Source organism: Bradyrhizobium sp. 930_D9_N1_4, assembly GCF_052076015.1.
In the GTDB taxonomy this organism is placed as follows: Bacteria; Pseudomonadota; Alphaproteobacteria; order Rhizobiales; family Xanthobacteraceae; genus Bradyrhizobium.
This window is the reverse complement of sequence record NZ_CP197236.1, coordinates 4,479,933-4,497,055: the sequence shown is the minus strand read 5'-3', so window position 1 is coordinate 4,497,055 and position 17,123 is coordinate 4,479,933. Positions and strand designations below refer to the sequence as shown.

19 protein-coding genes are annotated in these 17,123 nt (G+C 63.2%); 12 read left to right on the top strand and 7 right to left on the bottom strand.

The window, feature by feature from the left end; genetic code table 11:
• Nucleotides 1-100 precede the first annotated feature (100 nt).
• Together AB7532_RS21240 and AB7532_RS21235 are read right to left on the bottom strand one after the other, a co-directional pair.
• Nucleotides 101-1,390 carry a DNA polymerase IV gene (locus AB7532_RS21240; RefSeq protein WP_441236679.1) on the bottom strand — a complete coding sequence of 430 codons (1,290 nt, stop codon included), beginning with the start codon at nucleotides 1,388-1,390 and terminating at the stop codon, nucleotides 101-103.
• Complete coding sequence (locus AB7532_RS21235) at nucleotides 1,387-1,698, bottom strand: DUF3572 domain-containing protein (protein ID WP_441236678.1); 312 nt, start codon at nucleotides 1,696-1,698, stop codon at nucleotides 1,387-1,389. Before AB7532_RS21235 ends, AB7532_RS21240 begins: the two co-directional genes overlap by 4 nt.
• A gap of 228 nt (nucleotides 1,699-1,926) precedes the next feature.
• On the opposite strand from AB7532_RS21235, the gene AB7532_RS21230 reads away from it, so the two are divergent.
• Nucleotides 1,927-2,292 carry a response regulator gene (locus AB7532_RS21230; protein ID WP_008566616.1) on the top strand — a complete coding sequence of 122 codons (366 nt, stop codon included), beginning with the start codon at nucleotides 1,927-1,929 and terminating at the stop codon, nucleotides 2,290-2,292.
• A gap of 14 nt (nucleotides 2,293-2,306) precedes the next feature.
• Nucleotides 2,307-3,680: a PleD family two-component system response regulator gene (locus tag AB7532_RS21225; RefSeq protein WP_441236677.1), complete on the top strand. Its 1,374-nt coding sequence runs from the start codon at nucleotides 2,307-2,309 to the stop codon at nucleotides 3,678-3,680.
• Between the two features lie 100 nt (nucleotides 3,681-3,780).
• On the opposite strand, the gene AB7532_RS21220 is transcribed toward AB7532_RS21225, so the two are convergent.
• Nucleotides 3,781-4,473, bottom strand: coding sequence for a TetR/AcrR family transcriptional regulator (locus tag AB7532_RS21220; RefSeq protein ID WP_441236676.1), 693 nt, complete (start codon nucleotides 4,471-4,473; stop codon nucleotides 3,781-3,783).
• Nucleotides 4,474-4,766: 293 nt separating this feature from the next.
• Here AB7532_RS21220 and AB7532_RS21215 point away from each other — a divergent pair, with 293 nt between their 5' ends.
• Together AB7532_RS21215 and AB7532_RS21210 are read left to right on the top strand one after the other, a co-directional pair.
• Complete coding sequence (locus AB7532_RS21215) at nucleotides 4,767-5,987, top strand: ABC transporter substrate-binding protein (RefSeq protein ID WP_441236675.1); 1,221 nt, start codon at nucleotides 4,767-4,769, stop codon at nucleotides 5,985-5,987.
• 10 nt (nucleotides 5,988-5,997) lie between these two features.
• Complete coding sequence (locus AB7532_RS21210) at nucleotides 5,998-7,251, top strand: serine hydrolase domain-containing protein (RefSeq protein WP_441236674.1); 1,254 nt, start codon at nucleotides 5,998-6,000, stop codon at nucleotides 7,249-7,251.
• A 94-nt stretch (nucleotides 7,252-7,345) separates the two neighbouring features.
• Here AB7532_RS21210 and AB7532_RS21205 read toward each other — a convergent pair whose 3' ends face one another.
• Nucleotides 7,346-7,909 (bottom strand): TetR/AcrR family transcriptional regulator, encoded by a 564-nt coding sequence (locus AB7532_RS21205; RefSeq protein WP_441236673.1) that lies wholly within the window; start codon nucleotides 7,907-7,909, stop codon nucleotides 7,346-7,348.
• 130 nt (nucleotides 7,910-8,039) lie between these two features.
• On the opposite strand from AB7532_RS21205, the gene AB7532_RS21200 reads away from it, so the two are divergent.
• From AB7532_RS21200 to AB7532_RS21190, 3 genes are all read left to right on the top strand, one after another.
• Nucleotides 8,040-9,278, top strand: coding sequence for an MFS transporter (locus AB7532_RS21200; RefSeq protein ID WP_441236672.1), 1,239 nt, complete (start codon nucleotides 8,040-8,042; stop codon nucleotides 9,276-9,278).
• 247 nt (nucleotides 9,279-9,525) lie between these two features.
• Complete coding sequence (locus tag AB7532_RS21195) at nucleotides 9,526-10,209, top strand: type 1 glutamine amidotransferase domain-containing protein (RefSeq protein ID WP_441236671.1); 684 nt, start codon at nucleotides 9,526-9,528, stop codon at nucleotides 10,207-10,209.
• 23 nt (nucleotides 10,210-10,232) lie between these two features.
• Nucleotides 10,233-11,000 carry an alpha/beta fold hydrolase gene (locus AB7532_RS21190; protein ID WP_441236670.1) on the top strand — a complete coding sequence of 256 codons (768 nt, stop codon included), beginning with the start codon at nucleotides 10,233-10,235 and terminating at the stop codon, nucleotides 10,998-11,000.
• Between the two features lie 28 nt (nucleotides 11,001-11,028).
• On the opposite strand, the gene AB7532_RS21185 is transcribed toward AB7532_RS21190, so the two are convergent.
• Nucleotides 11,029-12,249, bottom strand: a complete 1,221-nt coding sequence (locus AB7532_RS21185; RefSeq protein WP_441236669.1) for an acyltransferase family protein — start codon at nucleotides 12,247-12,249, stop codon at nucleotides 11,029-11,031.
• Nucleotides 12,250-12,423: 174 nt separating this feature from the next.
• On the opposite strand from AB7532_RS21185, the gene AB7532_RS21180 reads away from it, so the two are divergent.
• The 3 genes from AB7532_RS21180 (at nucleotide 12,424) to AB7532_RS21170 (ending at nucleotide 13,098) form a co-directional block, all read left to right on the top strand.
• Complete coding sequence (locus AB7532_RS21180; protein ID WP_441236668.1) at nucleotides 12,424-12,552, top strand: hypothetical protein; 129 nt, start codon at nucleotides 12,424-12,426, stop codon at nucleotides 12,550-12,552.
• Nucleotides 12,553-12,661: 109 nt separating this feature from the next.
• Nucleotides 12,662-12,925 carry a hypothetical protein gene (locus AB7532_RS21175; RefSeq protein WP_441236667.1) on the top strand — a complete coding sequence of 88 codons (264 nt, stop codon included), beginning with the start codon at nucleotides 12,662-12,664 and terminating at the stop codon, nucleotides 12,923-12,925.
• Complete coding sequence (locus AB7532_RS21170; protein ID WP_441236666.1) at nucleotides 12,922-13,098, top strand: hypothetical protein; 177 nt, start codon at nucleotides 12,922-12,924, stop codon at nucleotides 13,096-13,098. Before AB7532_RS21175 ends, AB7532_RS21170 begins: the two co-directional genes overlap by 4 nt.
• 1,007 nt (nucleotides 13,099-14,105) lie before the next feature.
• On the opposite strand, the gene rpmG is transcribed toward AB7532_RS21170, so the two are convergent.
• Nucleotides 14,106-14,273, bottom strand: a complete 168-nt coding sequence (gene rpmG, locus AB7532_RS21165; protein ID WP_008139339.1) for a 50S ribosomal protein L33 — start codon at nucleotides 14,271-14,273, stop codon at nucleotides 14,106-14,108.
• A gap of 124 nt (nucleotides 14,274-14,397) precedes the next feature.
• Nucleotides 14,398-15,723 (bottom strand): LLM class flavin-dependent oxidoreductase, encoded by a 1,326-nt coding sequence (locus tag AB7532_RS21160; RefSeq protein WP_441236665.1) that lies wholly within the window; start codon nucleotides 15,721-15,723, stop codon nucleotides 14,398-14,400.
• Between the two features lie 309 nt (nucleotides 15,724-16,032).
• Between AB7532_RS21160 and AB7532_RS21155 the strand changes: the two genes are divergently transcribed.
• Entirely contained in the window at nucleotides 16,033-16,575 is a 543-nt protein-coding gene (locus tag AB7532_RS21155) for a hypothetical protein (RefSeq protein ID WP_441236664.1), read from the top strand.
• Nucleotides 16,576-16,721: 146 nt separating this feature from the next.
• A complete protein-coding gene (locus AB7532_RS21150) occupies nucleotides 16,722-17,096 on the top strand; it encodes a hypothetical protein (protein ID WP_441236663.1) in 375 nt (124 codons plus the stop codon).
• Nucleotides 17,097-17,123 lie beyond the last annotated feature (27 nt).

Sequence of the window (17,123 nt, the reverse complement as noted above, 5' to 3'; positions counted from 1 at the left end):
AAGGATGGACGGCCCGGCTGCATCTCGGCCGTGCATCCTTCGAGGCTCGCCAAGGCTCGCACCTCAGGATGACGGAACAGGTACCTCCGTTGTTGCCAGGTCACTCCTGCGCCTTCTCCGGCCCGTCATACGCAATGCCGCGGATCACCGCGGCGCTGCCGAATTTCTTGCGCAGGCTGTCCACCGCGCGCTCGGCATGGGCGGCGCGGCGGTCGAGCATGTCGGTGTCGTCGGCGGGCGAGCCGTCGCGCAGCGCGCTGACGCCGGCGCCCATCAGGCGGAAGGCGGTGCCGTCGATCTCCTTGGCCAGCATCTCGCGGCAGATCGAGAAGATCTTTGCGGCAAGCTGGGTCGGGGCTGCAATTGATTGAGAGCGGGTGCGCTGGCGGAAATCTGACGTCTTCAGCTTCAGCGTGACGGTGGAGCCGGCAAGCTCGCTGCTCTTGAGGCGCGACGAGGTCTTCTCGCACAGCCGCCAAAGAGTTTTCTCCAGCGTCGCGAAGTCGCGGATGTCGGTCTCGAAGGTCGTCTCGCTGGAAATCGTCTTGGCGCCCCGATCAGGCTCGACGCGGCGGTCGTCGATGCCGCGGGCGAGCCGCCACAGCCTGCGGCCGTCGCTCGGAAACTGCCGCATCATCTCGATCTCGTCGGCCTTCTGGAGGTCGGCGATGACACGGAAACCGCGCTGCCCAAGGCGCTCCTGCGTCGCGGGGCCGACGCCAAAAATGAAGCCGACAGGCTTCTCCGCCAGCATCGCGCGCGCTTCCTCCTGGTCGAGTGCGGCGAAGCCGCGCGGCTTGTCGAGGTCGGAGGCGATCTTGGCGAGGAACTTGTTGCAGGAGAGGCCCACTGAAACGCTGATGCCGATGTCGCGCTCGATGTCGCGGGCGAAGCGCGCCAGCACCTTTGCCGGGATCATGCCGTGCACCCGCTCGGTGCCGGACAGATCGAGGAAGGCCTCGTCGATCGACAGCGGCTCCACCAGCGGCGTCAGCGCCTGCATGGCCTGCCGCACCTCGCGGCCAACACGGACATATTTCGCCATGTCAGGCGGGATCACGGTCGCATGCGGGCAGGCGTCCAGCGCCTTGAACATCGGCATGGCCGAGCGCACGCCATAGGTGCGCGCGATATAGCAGGCGGCCGACACCACGCCGCGCTTGCCCCCGCCGATGATGACGGGCTTGTCGGCGATGTCAGGGTTGTCGCGCTTCTCGACCGTCGCATAGAAGGCGTCGCAGTCGATATGGGCGATGGTCAGGCTCGCCAGCGCCCGGTGGCGGACGAGGCGAGGGGAACCGCAGGCGGAACAGCGCCGGACCGCCATGTCCAGATCGGCCGAACAATCCCGGCAGAAGCAACGAGGCCCGGCCGGGTCGGGGCCGGTCACGGCACGTCGCGCTCCCAATTGGGGTCGCCAAGCGCATCGCCGAGGACCTGCCGGGCTGCTGCAACGTTGGTGGGGTGCAGTTCCGCAGTCGAGGCAAAGGCTTTCACGGTGGCGTCATCGCGCATCACGAAATCGAGCACGCTGAGCAGGAAGTTCGGGTCCGAGGCGGCGTTCCGGAGAGTCTCCGGGCCGACCCCTGTCTCAGCCAGGAACAGGCCCAGCCGCTCGGGATCGCCGGCCACGAAGGACAGCGCCTGAATCGCAACGATTTCAGCGACTTCGCGAGGGTTGTGAACAGGCTTTTTCAAGGGGGCGGTTTGCCTTTCCGTTAACTTTCGGTGTCTACTTTGAAACCATCATGCCCGAGTCTCAAGAGCCCCGACAAGCAACTGGAAACCACATCGTAGAAAGTCGGCCCTCGGGTTTAACGAAACTCAAGCGAATCTGAGGCTAGTTTGAATCCAGTTTTCGAAGCGCCGGCAAGCGGCGCCTGAGGCGTCACATGTATCCGGCTTCGTGCCAAACAGGAGGGCGGGATGGCTAAGACCGTCCTGATCGTGGAAGACAACGAGCTCAACATGAAGCTCTTCCGCGACCTGTTGGAGGCGCACGGCTACCAGACCTCCGGCACCAGCAACGGATATGAGGCGCTCGACCTCGTTCGCAAGATGCGGCCCGACCTCGTGCTGATGGATATCCAATTGCCGCAGGTCTCAGGCCTCGAGGTGACGCGCTGGATCAAGGACGATCCGGAGCTGCGCGCCATTCCCGTCGTCGCGGTCACCGCGTTCGCGATGAAGGGCGACGAAGAGCGCATCCGCGAGGGCGGCTGCGAGGCTTATTTGTCCAAGCCGATCTCGGTCGGCAAATTCATTGAGACGGTCCGGCGTTTTATCGGATAGGAAGTGAGTTCACAGTGTCCGCGCGTATCCTGGTTGTCGATGACGTTCCCGCCAACGTCAAACTCCTCGAAGCCCGCCTGTCCGCCGAATATTTCGACGTGATGACCGCCTCGAACGGCACCGAGGCGCTGGCGCTGGCCAGCCGCGCCGAATGCGACATCATCCTGCTCGACGTCATGATGCCCGACATGGACGGTTTCGAGGTCTGCCGTCGCCTGAAGAGCAATCCGGCGACGCACCACATTCCCGTCGTGATGGTCACCGCGCTCGACAGCCCGTCCGACCGCAACCGCGGTCTCGAAGCCGGCGCCGATGACTTCCTGACCAAGCCGGTCTCCGACGTCGTGCTGATCGCGCGCGTGCGCTCGCTGACGCGGCTGAAGATGATGACCGATGAGCTGCGCATGCGCGCCGTCACCTCGCTCGAAATCGGCATGCAGGCGCCCGAGCGCAGCGCCGTCGCCGACACCGGCAAGGGCGGCCGCATCCTCCTCGTCGACGACCGCCAGTCCTCTTACGAGCGGCTGGCGACGATCCTCGCCGCGGAGCACACCATCGACGTCGAGCCGAACCCGACAGAAGCGCTGTTCCACGCCGCCGAGGGCAACTACGACCTCTTGATCGTCTCGCTCGACCTCAACAATTTCGACGGCCTCCGTCTCTGCAGCCAGGCGCGCTCGCTGGAGCGCACCCGCCATGTGCCGATCCTGGCGATCGCCGACCCCGAGAACTCGACGCGGCTGCTTCGCGGGCTCGAGATCGGCGTCAACGACTATCTGCTGCGCCCGATCGACAAGACCGAGCTGCTGGCGCGCGCCCGCACCCAGATCCGCCGCCGCCGCTACACCGATCACTTACGCGACAACGTGCAGAACTCGATCGAGATGGCGATCACCGACGCGCTCACCGGCCTGCACAATCGCCGCTACATGGAAAGCCATCTGGCGACGCTCGCCGAGCAGGCCTCCACGCGCGGCAAGCCGCTGGCGCTGATGATCCTGGACATCGACTATTTCAAGTCGATCAACGACAATTACGGCCACGACGCCGGCGACGACGTCTTGCGGGAATTCGCGGTGCGCGTCCGCAAGTCGATCCGCGGCATCGATCTCGCCTGCCGCTACGGCGGCGAGGAGTTCGTGATCGTGATGCCGGAGACCGATCTCCACGTCGCCGGCATGGTCGCCGAGCGCCTGCGCCGATCCATCGCCGGCGAGCCGTTCTCCGTGCACAAGGGCACCAAGCGCATCGAGGTCACGATCTCGATCGGGCTCACCACGCTGGAGCAGAAGGGCGAGGCCGTCGCCGACGTCCTCAAGCGCGCCGACACGGCGCTGTATCGCGCCAAGCACGACGGCCGCAATCGGGTGGTGTCGCAGGCGGCGTGAGGGCTGCTCGCACACAAAAGTGCGAAAACAACCCCATGCACAGTAGCCGGCGCGAGCTAAATCAATGGCTTATGCGGAGTGACGACGCCGATTCATACGGCTATCTCGACTTGCCCTTGCGCCGCTTGTAGAGCGCGTTGAAGCCGCCCGCCATGAACGTGACGAAGCGCTCACGAACGGCTTCGAAGTCATCGGACGCACATAGATTCTTCGAGAGACGATCGATGCGGCCCGTCCGCGACATGAGCAGCGAATAGGCCCCCGAGGTGAACTGGAAGCCCCAGAACAAATCCTCGGGCTTCGCATCGGGTACCGCCTTCTTGAGCAGGCCGATCAGCCTCAGCACGAGCGGATCGAGATAGGCTTCCATCTTCTCGGCGCCGTAGCCGGGCGCGTTGTTGACCTGGGCAAAGATACGGCCGAAATTGCGCCAGGCTTGCTCGTCATTGATATAGACGTCGAAGGCGCCATCGTAATAGGCGCGAAGCGCGCCCTCGACGGTTGGGCGGCCCTTGATCTTCGCTTCGTAAGCGTCGAGCTCGGCGGTCCGCAAAGTCACCGCATACCCCACGCGGCGTTCGAACACGGCGTCGAACAGCGACTTCTTGCCGTCGAAATAATAGTGAATGAGGGCGGGATGGATGCCCATTTTGTCCGCGACATCCTTGATCGTCACCCCGAAATAGCCGAGCTGCGCGAACAGTTCTTCGCTGGTGTCGAGGATCAGCTTCACGGTCGCGGCACGCTGTTCAGCGCGTGTACGGCGGCTCTCCAGTTTCAACGCTGCTGGCATGATCTCCGATTTTCCTGACGGACGCGTCGGGGAAGACGGCATTCCAACCAATTCGACATCACGATGGAATGCGGGCCGGGCCGGGTCAAGCTCGGGCCGGCTGTCCCTCCAAATATTCATTTAGTGCTAAATGAATGAACTTGACCTGTCCAGAGCCTCACGGTAGTGGCGAAGGGGCCGGGGACCACGGCATCCGGCGTCAGCCAAAAATCGCCATCGCCCTGCCGCCGCAGGACGAGAGCGCAATCCAGAACAACGGCTGGCAACGACCAGCCGCCTTAGGGGAGGACTCCATGACGGGCTTGAAGTCGATGGCAACAGCCATGCTGATGCTCGGCACCGCACTTGCGGCACCTGCGTTGGCGCAGAAGAAATACGACACGGGCGCAACCGACACCGAGATCAAGGTCGGTCAAACCAATCCCTTGAGCGGGCCGGCGTCTGCCTTCGGTGCCATCGGCAAGGCCGAGGCGGCTTACATTCGCATGATCAACGATCAGGGCGGGGTCAACGGGCGCAAGATCAACCTTATCCAGTACGACGACAGCTATAGTCCGCCGAAGACGGTCGAGCAGGTGCGCAAGCTGGTCGAAAGCGATGAAGTGCTCACGACGTTCCAGATCATCGGGACGCCGCCGAACTCGGCCGTGCAGAAATACCTGAACAGCAAGGGGGTCCCGCAACTCCTGGCCGGAAGCGGGGCATCACGCTTCACCGATCCGAAAAACTTCCCCTGGACGATCTCCGCCAACCCCAATTACCAGTCGGAAGCGCACATCTATGCCAGGCATATCCTGGCGAACTATCCGGACGCCAAGATCGGCATCCTCTATCAGAACGACGATCTCGGCAAAGATTACGTCAAGGGCTTGAAGGAAGGGCTGGGCGCCAAGACGAGCATGATCGTCAAGGAGCTCTCCTACGAGCTGGCCGACCCGACCGTCGACTCCCAGATGGTGACGCTGAAAGCGTCAGGCGCAGATCTCTTCTACAACATGTCGACGCCGAAATTCGCCGCGCAATCGATCAGGAAAGCGGCGGAGCTCGGCTGGAAGCCCGTCCATATCCTGGAGGTCAACGCAACAGCCGTGGGCCAGGTTCTGGTGCCTGCGGGCATCGAGAACGCCAAGGACATCATCTCGGTCAACTACGGCAAGGATCCGCTCGATCCGCAATGGGCCGATGACGAGGGCATGAAGCGCTACAAGGCCTTCATGGCGAAATACGCGCCCGGCGAGGACGCCAATAGCGGCTTCGCCACCTACGGATATTCGACGGCGGCGCTGCTGGTCCACATCCTGAAGCAATGCGGCGACGAACTCACCCGCGCCAACATCATGAAGCAGGCCACCAGCATCAAGGGCTTCGTCCCCGACCTGGGATTGCCTGGAATGTCGATCAACACCAGTGCCGACGATTATCGCATCAACAAGCAATTCCAGATGATGAAGTTCGACGGGCAGCGCTGGGTGCTGTTCGGGCCGATCCTGACCGACGAGTTCAAGGCGGATTGAAGCGCCCTGCATGACTCATGTTATTGGCAGTGTTGGCGGTCTTGATCCCGCCAAGCTTGCTGAGGCCGGTCCGGCGCTCCAGCAATTCATCGATCGGGGTGAGATCGCGGGCATCGTGACGCTCACCTCGCGTCGCGGCAAGATCGTTCAATCCGAGGCGCTTGGCTGGTCCGACATCGAAACGAAGACGGCGATGCGGCCGGACACCCTGTTCCGCATCGCCTCGATGACCAAACCGATCACTTCGGTGGCGGCTATGATGCTAGTCGAGCAGGGCAGGATCGCGCTGTCAGACCCGATATCGCGCTGGATTCCAGAACTTGCCGAGCCGAGGGTCATGCGGAATGCCGCGGGACCGCTGGAAGACACGGTGCCGGCGCGGCGCGGGATCACCCTCGAGGATCTGTTGACGCATCGTTCGGGGATCGCCTACGCGTTCTTCTCGGAGGGCCCTCTGAAGCAGTCCTATGAGGAGGCGCTTGGCGATCCCGCGATGAATCGATTGACGCCTGACGAATGGCTGGCCGCGCTCGGCACGCTGCCGCTGGCCTATCAGCCGGGCGAATTGTTCCACTATGGCCATTCGACGGACGTTCTCGGCTTCCTGATCGGCCGACTCCTCGGAAAGCCGTTGCGTCGCGTCCTCAGCGAGATGATTTTCGCGCCGCTGGGCATGGAGAACACGGACTTCTGGCTTTCGGGCGACAAGCGAAGCCGTCTGGCCAGCCTCTACCGATATGATGAGACGGCCGGTCAGCTCGCGAAAGTCACGATGGATATGTACGACGAACCGCCGGCCTATACGCCGGGCGGGGGTGGCTTGATCTCGTCTGCGTCGGATTATCACCGGTTCGCGCGCATGCTGCTCGGCAAGGGCGAGCACGATGGCGTTCGATTGCTGAAGCCGGAGACTGTCCAACTGATGCGAACGAACCGGCTGACCAATGCCCAACGTCAGGTTCCATTTGCGGGCATGCCGCTCTGGCAGAAATCCGGCTTCGGACTGGGGATTTCGATTGCCGAAGATTCCGTCGACAATCCGTATGCTTGTGGCGCCCCCGGCTCGATAACCTGGCCGGGCATATTCGGGACCTGGTGGCAAGCCGATCCGGTGCACGATCTGATCATGATCTACCTGATTCAGCATCAGGTGCCCGTTTCGGCAAATTCGGGCGCGACGATCGCGACCGGCCGTGGCGCCGCGGGCCGCAGGGCCTTGCCGGTCTATCAACGCGCAATCTATGACGCGTTGCAGGGCGGCTAGGTCAGCGCGATGCACAGGGATCGCTGGCGTTTTGCTACGCGACCACGACGGTCAGCGCGGTGCGGGCGTGCCTCGCTTGTCCTCTGCTGCTCGATCAGGCCACATCCACCCCTGCATTCCGCAGCAACACCTTCGCCGCGTCCTTCGCGGCGCGCGCCATTGCGGGATCGTCGCGCACGAGGTCCTGGGCGATGGAGCCGTCGACCAGCAGCACGAGCTGCGTTGCCAGCGCTTCCGCCTCCGCAACACCGAGCTCATTCAACCGGTCACGAAACCAGACACGGCGGCTTTCCTTGAAGGCGATGGCGATCTTCTTCACCGCGCGGTCGGTGGGCCCGAGCTCGGCCACCGCATTCACGAACGGGCAGCCGCGAAAGTCTTTCGCCGCAAACCGACGCTCCAGCGAATCGAAGGTGGCGAGAATCTGCTCGGCCGGCGGCTTGTCCGAGGGGCGCGTGTGGACGAAGCGGCGCTCCAGATAGGCTGTGATCAGCGTGTCCTTGGAGGGGAAGTGGTTGTAGAGCGTGCGCTTGGAGATGCCGATCTCGGCCGCGATGGTGTCGACGCCGATCGCGCGAATGCCTTGCAGATAGAACAGCTTGTCGGCGGTCTCGAGGATCCGCTCTTTCATCGTCTGTGGGGCGGGCGGGGGAGCCATGCGGCAGCGTGTGTCCAGGTTGCTTGACAGCAGCGCCCGTTCATAGCCTAAGTACACAGGTCTGTGTAACTAAAATCATAGAGAATTGCAGACGACGGCTATTGCGCCGCGCGCCCGAGGGAGAAGAAAAATGCCCCTGTTGCAGGTTCTGCGTCCGACATTGCCCATCCTGATCGGCGCCTCGATCATGCTGACGCTGAGCATGGGGCTGCGGCAGAGCCTCGGCATCTTCATGCAGCCGCTGACGCATGACATCCACATCTCGATCTCGGATTTCACGCTGGCGCTGGCCGTGCAGAATCTCGCCTGGGGCTTTCTTCAGCCGCCTATCGGCGCGCTGACCGTGCGCTACGGCTTTCGTCCGATCATGATTGCAGGCGCGCTGATGTACATCGCGGGCCTGGTGCTGATGGCGTCCGCCAACGGGCTCGTGGCCATCATGATCGGCGGCGGCGTGCTGATCGGCACGTCGCTGGCCTGCACCGCGGCGGCGATCGCGATGTCGGTCGCGGCGCGCGCCGTCCCCGCGACGGTTCGCTCCACCGTGCTCGGCATCGTCTCCGGCGCGGGTTCGCTCGGCGCGCTGCTGTCGGCGCCCATCGGACAGATGCTCAACGAGGGCTTTGGCTGGCGCGTCGGGCTCGCCGGCTTCGTCATCATGTCGATCTTCATGATTCCCGCCGCGTGGTATGCGGGGCGCGTCGATCAGGTCCCGCTGCCGAAGCCGGCCGCCGACGACATCGGCGATGTCAGTGCCGCGTCGGTGGCGAAGGCGGCGTTCAGCAATGCGCCGTTCGTCGTGATGACCTGCGCCTATCTCGTCTGCGGCATGCAGCTCGTGTTTCTCACCACGCATCTGCCGTCGTATCTGGCGATCTGCGGCCTCGATCCCATGCTGAGCGCGCAGACGCTCGGCATGATCGGCGGCTTCAACGTGCTGGGCTCGCTGTTCTTCGGCTGGGCCGGCCAGCGCTGGAACAAGCTGGCGCTGCTCGGCGGCATCTACATCCTGCGTTCGCTCGCGCTCGCCTGGTACTTCATGCTGCCGGCAACGCCCGCATCGACGCTGCTGTTCGGCGCCATCATGGGTTTCCTCTGGATGGGCGTCGGCCCGCTGGTCGCAGGCGCGGTCGCCGAGATGTTCGGCCTGCGCTGGCAGGCGATGATCCAGGGCCTCGCCTTCATGAGCCACCAGATCGGCAGCTTCTTAGGTGCCTACGGAGGAGGGGTGCTCTACGACGCGCTCGGCTCCTACACCATGGCCTGGCGCATCGGCGTCGCGCTGGGGCTGGCCGGCGGCATCATCCAGGTCGCGTTCGCGCTGATCCGGCCGTCGCAGCCACCGACGCCGGTGTTGAAGGCGGCGTAGGGCGGGGCGTGCAGCCGCCAGACTGATGGCGGGGATCGACGTCATAACGAAAGCCGCAGAGAAATGGATCTCGCCGGGGATCCGTTCCGGTTGACGACCTTTGCCGGATCTTCCCCTTTTACCTCATTTAACCACCGCCGCGCCGACCGCGGTGATAGTTAGGTGCGTGCATCGCGCGCCGGGGCGCTTGTGACGGACGCGCCTGGGATCGGATCCCTGAACGCTTCATCCAGATCGAGGAACGAACATGACCCAATATGTTCTGTTTATCGCCACCAACGCAGGCGTGATCGGCCCGCATAGCCGCAAGACCGGCTTCTTCTTTGCGGAGATTGCCCATCCTTTCGACGTGCTCGACAGAGCGGGGATCGCGGTGGATTTCGCGTCGCCTGCCGGCGGATGGACGCCCTTTGACGCATATGACGAAAAGGACCCCGCCCAGAAGGCGTTCTTCGAGAGCAAGGCCTTTCGCCGGCTCAATCACAGCCGCAAATTGTCCGAGGTGGACGCTGCGGACTATGACGCCATCCTGATCCCCGGCGGCCTCGGGCCGATGGTCGACATCGCGCGAAATGCGGACGTGCAGAGGGCCGTCGTGCGTGCGTGGAGCACGAACAAGATCGTGAGCGCTGTTTGCCACGGTCCGTGCTCGCTTCTCGGCGTCGACCTTGGTGACGGCACGCCGTTCGTGCGCGGCAAGAAGCTCACGTCGTTTTCGACAAAGGAAGAGTTCGACTACGCCCGCGAAGACGTGCCTTACGAGCTGGAGGACGCGCTGAGGGCAGAGGGGGCCGAGTACTCGTCTGCGGCCAACTGGCAACCCCATGTCGTTGTCGATGGCCGCCTCATCACCGGCCAGAATCCGGCCTCGGCGGGACCGCTGGGGAAGGAGCTGGTGACGGCCCTGAAACGGACGGCTGCTGCAAGCTGATGCATTCGGGCGGGAGAGCGGGAATGAAACGACGCCACGGCCTGATCACCTTGGGTCTCCTCGGCATCGTCGCGGGGATGGTGGCGACCGGCCTGCCGGCAAGGGCGGCTGAACCAAGAGCCAAAACCGCGGTTCTCGTGCACGGTGCCTTTGCCGACGGATCGTCGTGGCAAAAGGTCATTCCCTATCTCGAGAAGGCGGGTCTCAAGGTGATTGCCGTCCAGAATCCGCTCGACTCGCTCGAGAATGATGTCGCGGCCACCCGGCGAGCCATCCGGAATGCAGATGGCCCCGTCGTCCTGGTTGCCCATTCATGGGGCGGTGTCGTGATCACGGAGGCGGGCGGTGATGAAAAGGTGAAGTCGCTCGTTTATGTTGCGGCCTACGCGCCTGACAAGGGCGAGTCGTTGCAGAGCGCGGCTTCGAAGTTTCCGGCTCCCGAGGGGCGGAACAACTTCGTCAGGGATCCCGACGGGTTTCTCAGGATCGACGACGAGGGCATCAGAAAACATTTTGCAGCAGACTTGACGCCGGACGAGCAGGCGATCGTCGCGGCGACACAGGGACCGTTCCACGTCCGTGCCACGACGACACCCGTCAGTCGTGCCGCGTGGCGCGAGAAGCCGACCTTCATGGTCGTCGCGACCAGAGACACCATCATCTCGCCACTGCTGCAAAAGCATCAGGCAGAGGCGGCCAAGGCCACGACGATCGAGCTGCCGTCGAGCCACGTTGCCATGCTGGCGCGCCCCAAGGACGTCGCCGACCTGATCATCAAGGCGGCCGAGTGAGCCTGTCGGGCTCGCGGGAGAGTGGCGGCTAGGAGGCCGCGACCTTGACCCTGGCAGGGATGGGCAGCGGAAGGCCCAACCCCCGAGCCAGCGCCGGGCGTCGCGTCGCCGGCAGTCTCTTCGGCAGCTTCCCGAAATGGGCGAGGGCCTGCATCAGCGCACGTCTGACGGCCGGCTCGATCTTCGTGCAGATGAACCAGCAGACCAGCACAAGCAGGCCCAGCGCGACCCAGACGGCCGTGGTGGCGTCGAGGCCGGCGTCGACCAGCGCACGAATGATCGCGGTGCCGATGACGTTGTGGGTGAGATAGAGCGGATAGGTGATCAGCCCGAGCGTTCTCAAATAGGACGGCGCTTCGGGGGACGCGGTGTCTGCGGCGTTCCTGTTCCGCTTCGCGGCACGGGCGATGAGCAGGACCGCGGCGGCCCAGACCATGATCGGCACAAGGGCTGACTGATCCGCGATGGCGGGGATCGACGTCAAAAAGAAGGAAGCAAAGACGTAGATTTCGGCGGCGCCCGACAGACACGTGATGGCGACGGCGGCCTGTTCGAGTGCGGTCAATTCGCGGTTGGCAGAGATGAACAGCCAGATCCCCAGCGCGAAGAAGCAGCCGTGGGTCAACAGGAATGCCGCGCACGGCACCCGGAACATCAGGATGACGAGATAAGGCAGGTCGGATGGCGTCGTGCAGGACATCACCAGCAATGCGATGGCATTGAAGATTGCGCTGTAGATGGTGAGACCAAAGGCCAGGTGCCGCAGCGTGATCTTCCGCGTCAGCATCGCGCAGAACACGAGGCCGTAGAACGCTGTCTCGGCGGCCAGCGTCCAATAGACCTCGTCAAGCCACTCGCCCGTGACGCCCTTGGGGACCATCAGCATGGCGTGGATATAAGGCAGGATGAGTTCGGATGCTGGTCCGCTGCCGAAGAGAAGCAGAACCAGGAAGGTCGCGGTCGCGCAAATCCAGACCGCCGGATAGAGCCTGAGCGCACGGCCCAGCAGAAATTCGCCGGGCGCGGACTGGCTTGCGGAATTCGCGATGACGAAGCCGGAGATCACGAAGAAGATCTCGACGCCGACCCAGCCGAACCATGTGAAGGGTGCGGCGGAGGGGTAGAGAACGTCGGCGGCGATGGTGCGTTCGAAACCGGGGACGCCGATCGAGGCCCAGCCCCAGGACCAGAACATCCAGTGGAAAAGGGCGACGCCGAGAGCGGCGGCGAAACGCAGCGGATCCAGCAACGGTAAATGGCTCTTCACGGGATTGGACCAGATTCAGGGAACGATCCCGTCGGAGATATTGAATCCTGTCAGCTCGCTCTTTGACGTGCGTCACACTTGCTCCGCGGAGCATTTTCATCCAGCCGTCACATTAGATGTCTCCGTAACCAACAGAGCGGGAGGGGAGTTGGCCGGGTGGCAACCATTCTCCGGATTGACGGTTATCCCCGCATGTATCGCATCTGGTATTTTGTCGCCTTCCTCGCCGTGACCTTCGCCGGTTTCTGGCTGTTGGTTGGATTCGACAAGCTCATTGGCAATTGATCTGCCGAGACCTGCGTCCACATGACCTCATCGCGACGTGAAATTCTGCGAAACTCCAGTGGCTCTTCCGCGGTTGAATGAGGTGTTCACTTCGCTGACGAGGCCGTTGATGTGCAAGGTTGCGATTACCCACGAGGAACTGACCGTCAAAGTGTTGACTGCAGTCCGGACGCATCAGGGATGTGAGCTCGTCCAGGAAATCGCAATCACACCGGTTCGGATCGTCGGCGCCGGCGTGACCTGGCATGCCAGCCTCATCGACAGCGGCGCGGCCAACTCGCAACTTGCGGCCAGTGTGGTGAGGCAAACCAGGGACGAACTTGAGTCTGCTTTCGTTTTGATTCATTCCCGTGATGGTGAGGAACAGCAATGACCAAACCCGCGCTACATCCAAACGACTTCCCGGTCGAGGCCGACAAGACGACCGTCAAAACCAGCACAGGTAAGCCGCTCGCGGACGCGGAGAGCGAGCCTGTCGCGGAAGAGATCGCCGACCGCCTCAACGAGCAGGCTTACCACGAAGAGCATGAAAAATGGTCGCCGTAGCGGAGCGCATGTGTGCAATCGGCCCGGGGCAGATGGAGCCGTCCAGCTTCAACGTTGCTGAACAGAGCGCCCCGGACGTCTGGACTAGCGACGTCCTGGCCGCTTGAGATCGGCGACCTTGAACCTGTTGCCGGCCTGCAGGCTGCTGCAGAACCAGTGGGCCCTGTTTCGAAACTCGCCCAGGAACACCTTCGTCTCGACGCAATTCTCGTAGGATGTATGGGTGATGGTGTCCCGGCACGTTGGCGAGAAAGGTCCATAGTTCAGACCGCCGCCGGACTCGCTGCATCCAATCCAGGGCTCGTTGCCGTGCCGGAAGCTTGATGCACAGCCGCCGTTGCAGCTGCTGGCGCGCGCCTCGAGGCCGGCAATCCTCCCCATCACAGAACCCGGCGCATATGAAGGCGTGGACGCGGTTGACCGTCGCGCGGTTGACGCAGTCCGGCGCGGCGCCGCTGTGTTTGCTCCCCGCTCCGACGCGTGCGGCTTTGCCGCCTGTTTCGGCGCATCGACTGTGACGGGGGGAAGCGTAGCGGTGGAGCCGGCGTTGATTTGCGACGCGGCCGGACCGCACAGCAGGACCGTTGACAAGATGGCGGCGGTTGAAGGCACGACAAGGCTTGGCGAGAATCTCATGACCATGTCCTCCCAAATCCGGGACCGGAAATGCCGTCCCGGTCAGTGCACGGTAACATACACTAGGGATGGGGCAACCGAGGGTTGATAAACCCTCTGCTCAATGATTCGCCATCGATGTGAGACATGCCATGCGGCGTGGAGAGGCAGCGCTTCAACTTCAGTCTCGTGCCCCGGACGCAGCGCAGCGCTCCTTCAGCGGTGCGCTGCAGAGCCGGGGCCCATGTCTCCGACCTTACCGTGTAGCTTTCTGGGTTCCGGTTCTGCGCAGCAGCGCTCCGCGCTGCGGCGCGCCCGGGACACAAGGGAGGCCCCAAAACGAAAACGGGGCCCGTAGGGGCCCCGCAAAACGCTTCAACGCGGCGCCGATCTTACTTGATCTTGGCTTCGCGGAATTCGACGTGCTTGCGCGCGACCGGATCGTACTTCTTCTTGACCAGCTTGTCGGTCATGGTGCGCGAGTTCTTCTTGGCCGTGTAGTAGAAGCCGGTGTCGGCCGAGGACACGAGCTTGACCTTGATGGTGACCGCTTTGGCCATGTTCTGAACCTCAGAAAATTGGGGAATATGGAGCCGGCCAAACGGCCCGCGTTGGCCGGCAACCTAGCCAGAAACCGCCTGATGTCAAGGTTTCAGGGCTGGGAAACCACCCAAATCGGCCCGATCAAGCCTCGAAGAACCGGTTTTTCGGCCGAGGCAGGCCCAGATTCTCCCTCAAAGTGGCCCCTTCGTATTCTTTCCGGAAAATCCCACGCTTCTGTAGCTCCGGGACGACCTTGTCGACGAAATCGTCGAGACCGGCGGGCAGGAACGGGAACATGATGTTGAAGCCGTCCGAGCCGCGCCCGACCAGCCATTCCTCCATCTGGTCGGCGATGGTTTTTGGCGTGCCGACGAAGGACAGCCCGCCATAGCCGCCGACGCGCTGGGCGAGCTGGCGCACGGTGAGCTTGTCGCGCCTGGCGACGTCGACCATGCGCTGCCGGCCGCTCTTGCTGGCGTTGGTCTCCGGAATCTCCGGCAGCTGGCCATCGGGATCGAAGCCTGAGGCATCGGTGCCGAGGATGACCGAGAGCGAGGCGATCGCGCTGTCGTAGTGCACGCGGCTGTCGAGCAGCGCGCGCTTCTCCTTGGCCTCGTCGTCGCTGTCGCCCACCACGACAAAGGCGCCGGGCAGGATCTTGAGGTGCTCGGGGTCGCGGCCGATCTTTTCCATGCGGCCCTTGATGTCGGCATAGAGCTTCTGGCCGTCCGCGAGGGGACCGCCGCCGGTGAACACGGCTTCCGCGGTCTCCGCCGCCAGCTGCCGGCCGTCCTCGGACGCGCCGGCCTGCACGATCACCGGCCAGCCCTGTACGGGACGGGCGATGTTGAGAGGACCGCGGACCTTCAGATATTTGCCCTTGTGGTCGAGCACATGGATCTTCGCGGGATCGACGAACAGGCCGCTCTCGACGTCGCGCACGAAGGCATCGTCGGCGAAGGAATCCCACAAGCCGGTGACGACGTCGTAGAACTCGCGGGCGCGCTTGTAGCGCTCGGCATGCTCCATGTGGTCGTCGAGGCCGAAGTTGAGCGCCGCATCCGGGTTGGAGGTGGTGACGATGTTCCAGCCGGCGCGGCCGCCGCTGAGATGGTCGAGCGAGGCGAAGCGGCGCGCGACGTGATAGGGCTCGTCGAACGTGGTCGAACCGGTCGCAACCAGGCCGATCCGCTCGGTGACGGCGGAGAGCGCCGAGAGCAGCGTGAACGGCTCGAACGAGGTCACGGTGTGGCTGCGCTTGAGCGCGTTGATCGGCATGTTCAGCACGGCGAGGTGATCGGCCATGAAGAAGGCGTCGAACTTGCCGGCCTCGAGCTTTTTGATCAGCGTCTTGATGTGGCCGAAATTGAAATTGGCGTCGGGCCAGGCCCCGGGATAGCGCCATGCGCCGGTGTGGATGCTGACCGGCCGCATGAATGCGCCAAGCTTGAGTTGCCGTTGTGCCATTGCCCCGTATCCGTTCTGGGTGTCGTTCCTGAACACATAGGGACGCCAGGGAACTCCGCCATTGGGGGAGGCGGGAAGAATTTTTTGTTTTTTGCGACATGGTCAGCACGTTCTCGTCATTGAGGGCCGCGGCGCATCCTCAGCGTCATGGCCGGGCTTGTCCCGGCCATCCACGCCTTGCTCCGGGCACGAAGAACGTGGATGCCCGGGACAAGCCCGGGCATGACGGGGAGAGAGCGGTGCGTCTCTCGAACCAATCCGCGGTTCACTCCGACCAAGCCATGACCTTCGCTTCCGAGGAGACTTTTCATGGCAGGCGCAATGACAGTGGATGGCAGCATCGTCCGCATCGACCGGCCCATGCCCTGGGTCGGGCGGCTGCTGTCGCTGCCGCTGCTGGCCGCGAGCGGCTATCTGCTGTGGAATGTCGCGCTCGGCCTGCGCCAGGATTTTTCCGGTTTCGGACGGCTCGCCGATGACCTCGTGCCGGTGCTGGTGTTCACCGGGCTCGGGCTGCTGGTCGGCATTCCCGGTGTCATCCTGCTCAGCTACCGCACTTTCGTCGTGCTCAACGAGACGCTGCGCCAGATCGTGATCACCAGGCAGTTCGGCCCGCTGAACATCCGCAAGCACCGCGATCTCGCCGACTATCATTTCATCAGCATCACCGAGGACTATGACCCGGAGCTGACGGCCTACGACGTCAATCTCTGCGGCAACAGGGGCACCGAGCCGATCACGCTCCAGAGCTTTACCAGGCGCGAGGAAGCGGACCAGCTCGCAAGCGAGATCGGCCGCGTCCTCAAGCTGCCGGCGCGCGACTATGTCGGTACCGAGCCGGACGCTGATTAGGTCGTGTACCCATAAACCCGGCGAGCCAGAAAATCCCTGACGTAAAAGAACGCCATGGATCTGGAGCGGTCGGAAGATCTTGATTGTTCGATGGAAGGAACCGACCCGTGCGATTTTTGCTGAGAATTATGCTTGCAGCCGCTCTCGTGAACCTTGCTCCAGCCGTCGCCCAGACGCCGAAGGACCCCGTCGCTTCTCCTGCCTTGCAGAAGGAATTCGACGGCTTCATCGAGACGTTTCGCGCGGCGCTGAAGACAAACGATTCCGCCGCCGTCGCCGGTATGACAAAATTGCCGTTCATGAACGACAGCGCAATTCGCGACGCCGCGCAATTTCGCGCCAAGACCTATGCGACTTTTTTCACGGCGAAAAATCGCGCGTGTATCCAGCGCAGCAAGGCCGTCTACGATCGCGATCAAGAGAACAATGGCTATTACTCCGTCTTCTGCGGGCAGCACATCTTCGTCTTTGCCAAGACGCCGGCGGGGTTCCGTTTTACGGATATCGGCGCGAACGACTGATCAGGCAACAATGCTGTCCACTGCCGC

Bases quoted from the DNA above. Each gene is read 5' to 3' on its own strand.
- AB7532_RS21230 (WP_008566616.1), top strand. From the start codon at position 1,927: ATGGCTAAGACCGTCCTGATCGTGGAAGACAACGAGCTCAACATGAAG.
- AB7532_RS21220 (WP_441236676.1), bottom strand. From the start codon at position 4,473: ATGCCAGCAGCGTTGAAACTGGAGAGCCGCCGTACACGCGCTGAACAG.
- AB7532_RS21215 (WP_441236675.1), top strand. From the start codon at position 4,767: ATGACGGGCTTGAAGTCGATGGCAACAGCCATGCTGATGCTCGGCACC.
- AB7532_RS21210 (WP_441236674.1), top strand. From the start codon at position 5,998: ATGACTCATGTTATTGGCAGTGTTGGCGGTCTTGATCCCGCCAAGCTT.
- AB7532_RS21205 (WP_441236673.1), bottom strand. From the start codon at position 7,909: ATGGCTCCCCCGCCCGCCCCACAGACGATGAAAGAGCGGATCCTCGAG.
- AB7532_RS21200 (WP_441236672.1), top strand. From the start codon at position 8,040: ATGCCCCTGTTGCAGGTTCTGCGTCCGACATTGCCCATCCTGATCGGC.
- AB7532_RS21195 (WP_441236671.1), top strand. From the start codon at position 9,526: ATGACCCAATATGTTCTGTTTATCGCCACCAACGCAGGCGTGATCGGC.
- AB7532_RS21190 (WP_441236670.1), top strand. From the start codon at position 10,233: ATGAAACGACGCCACGGCCTGATCACCTTGGGTCTCCTCGGCATCGTC.
- AB7532_RS21175 (WP_441236667.1), top strand. From the start codon at position 12,662: ATGTGCAAGGTTGCGATTACCCACGAGGAACTGACCGTCAAAGTGTTG.
- AB7532_RS21170 (WP_441236666.1), top strand. From the start codon at position 12,922: ATGACCAAACCCGCGCTACATCCAAACGACTTCCCGGTCGAGGCCGAC.
- rpmG (WP_008139339.1), bottom strand. From the start codon at position 14,273: ATGGCCAAAGCGGTCACCATCAAGGTCAAGCTCGTGTCCTCGGCCGAC.
- AB7532_RS21160 (WP_441236665.1), bottom strand. From the start codon at position 15,723: ATGGCACAACGGCAACTCAAGCTTGGCGCATTCATGCGGCCGGTCAGC.
- AB7532_RS21155 (WP_441236664.1), top strand. From the start codon at position 16,033: ATGGCAGGCGCAATGACAGTGGATGGCAGCATCGTCCGCATCGACCGG.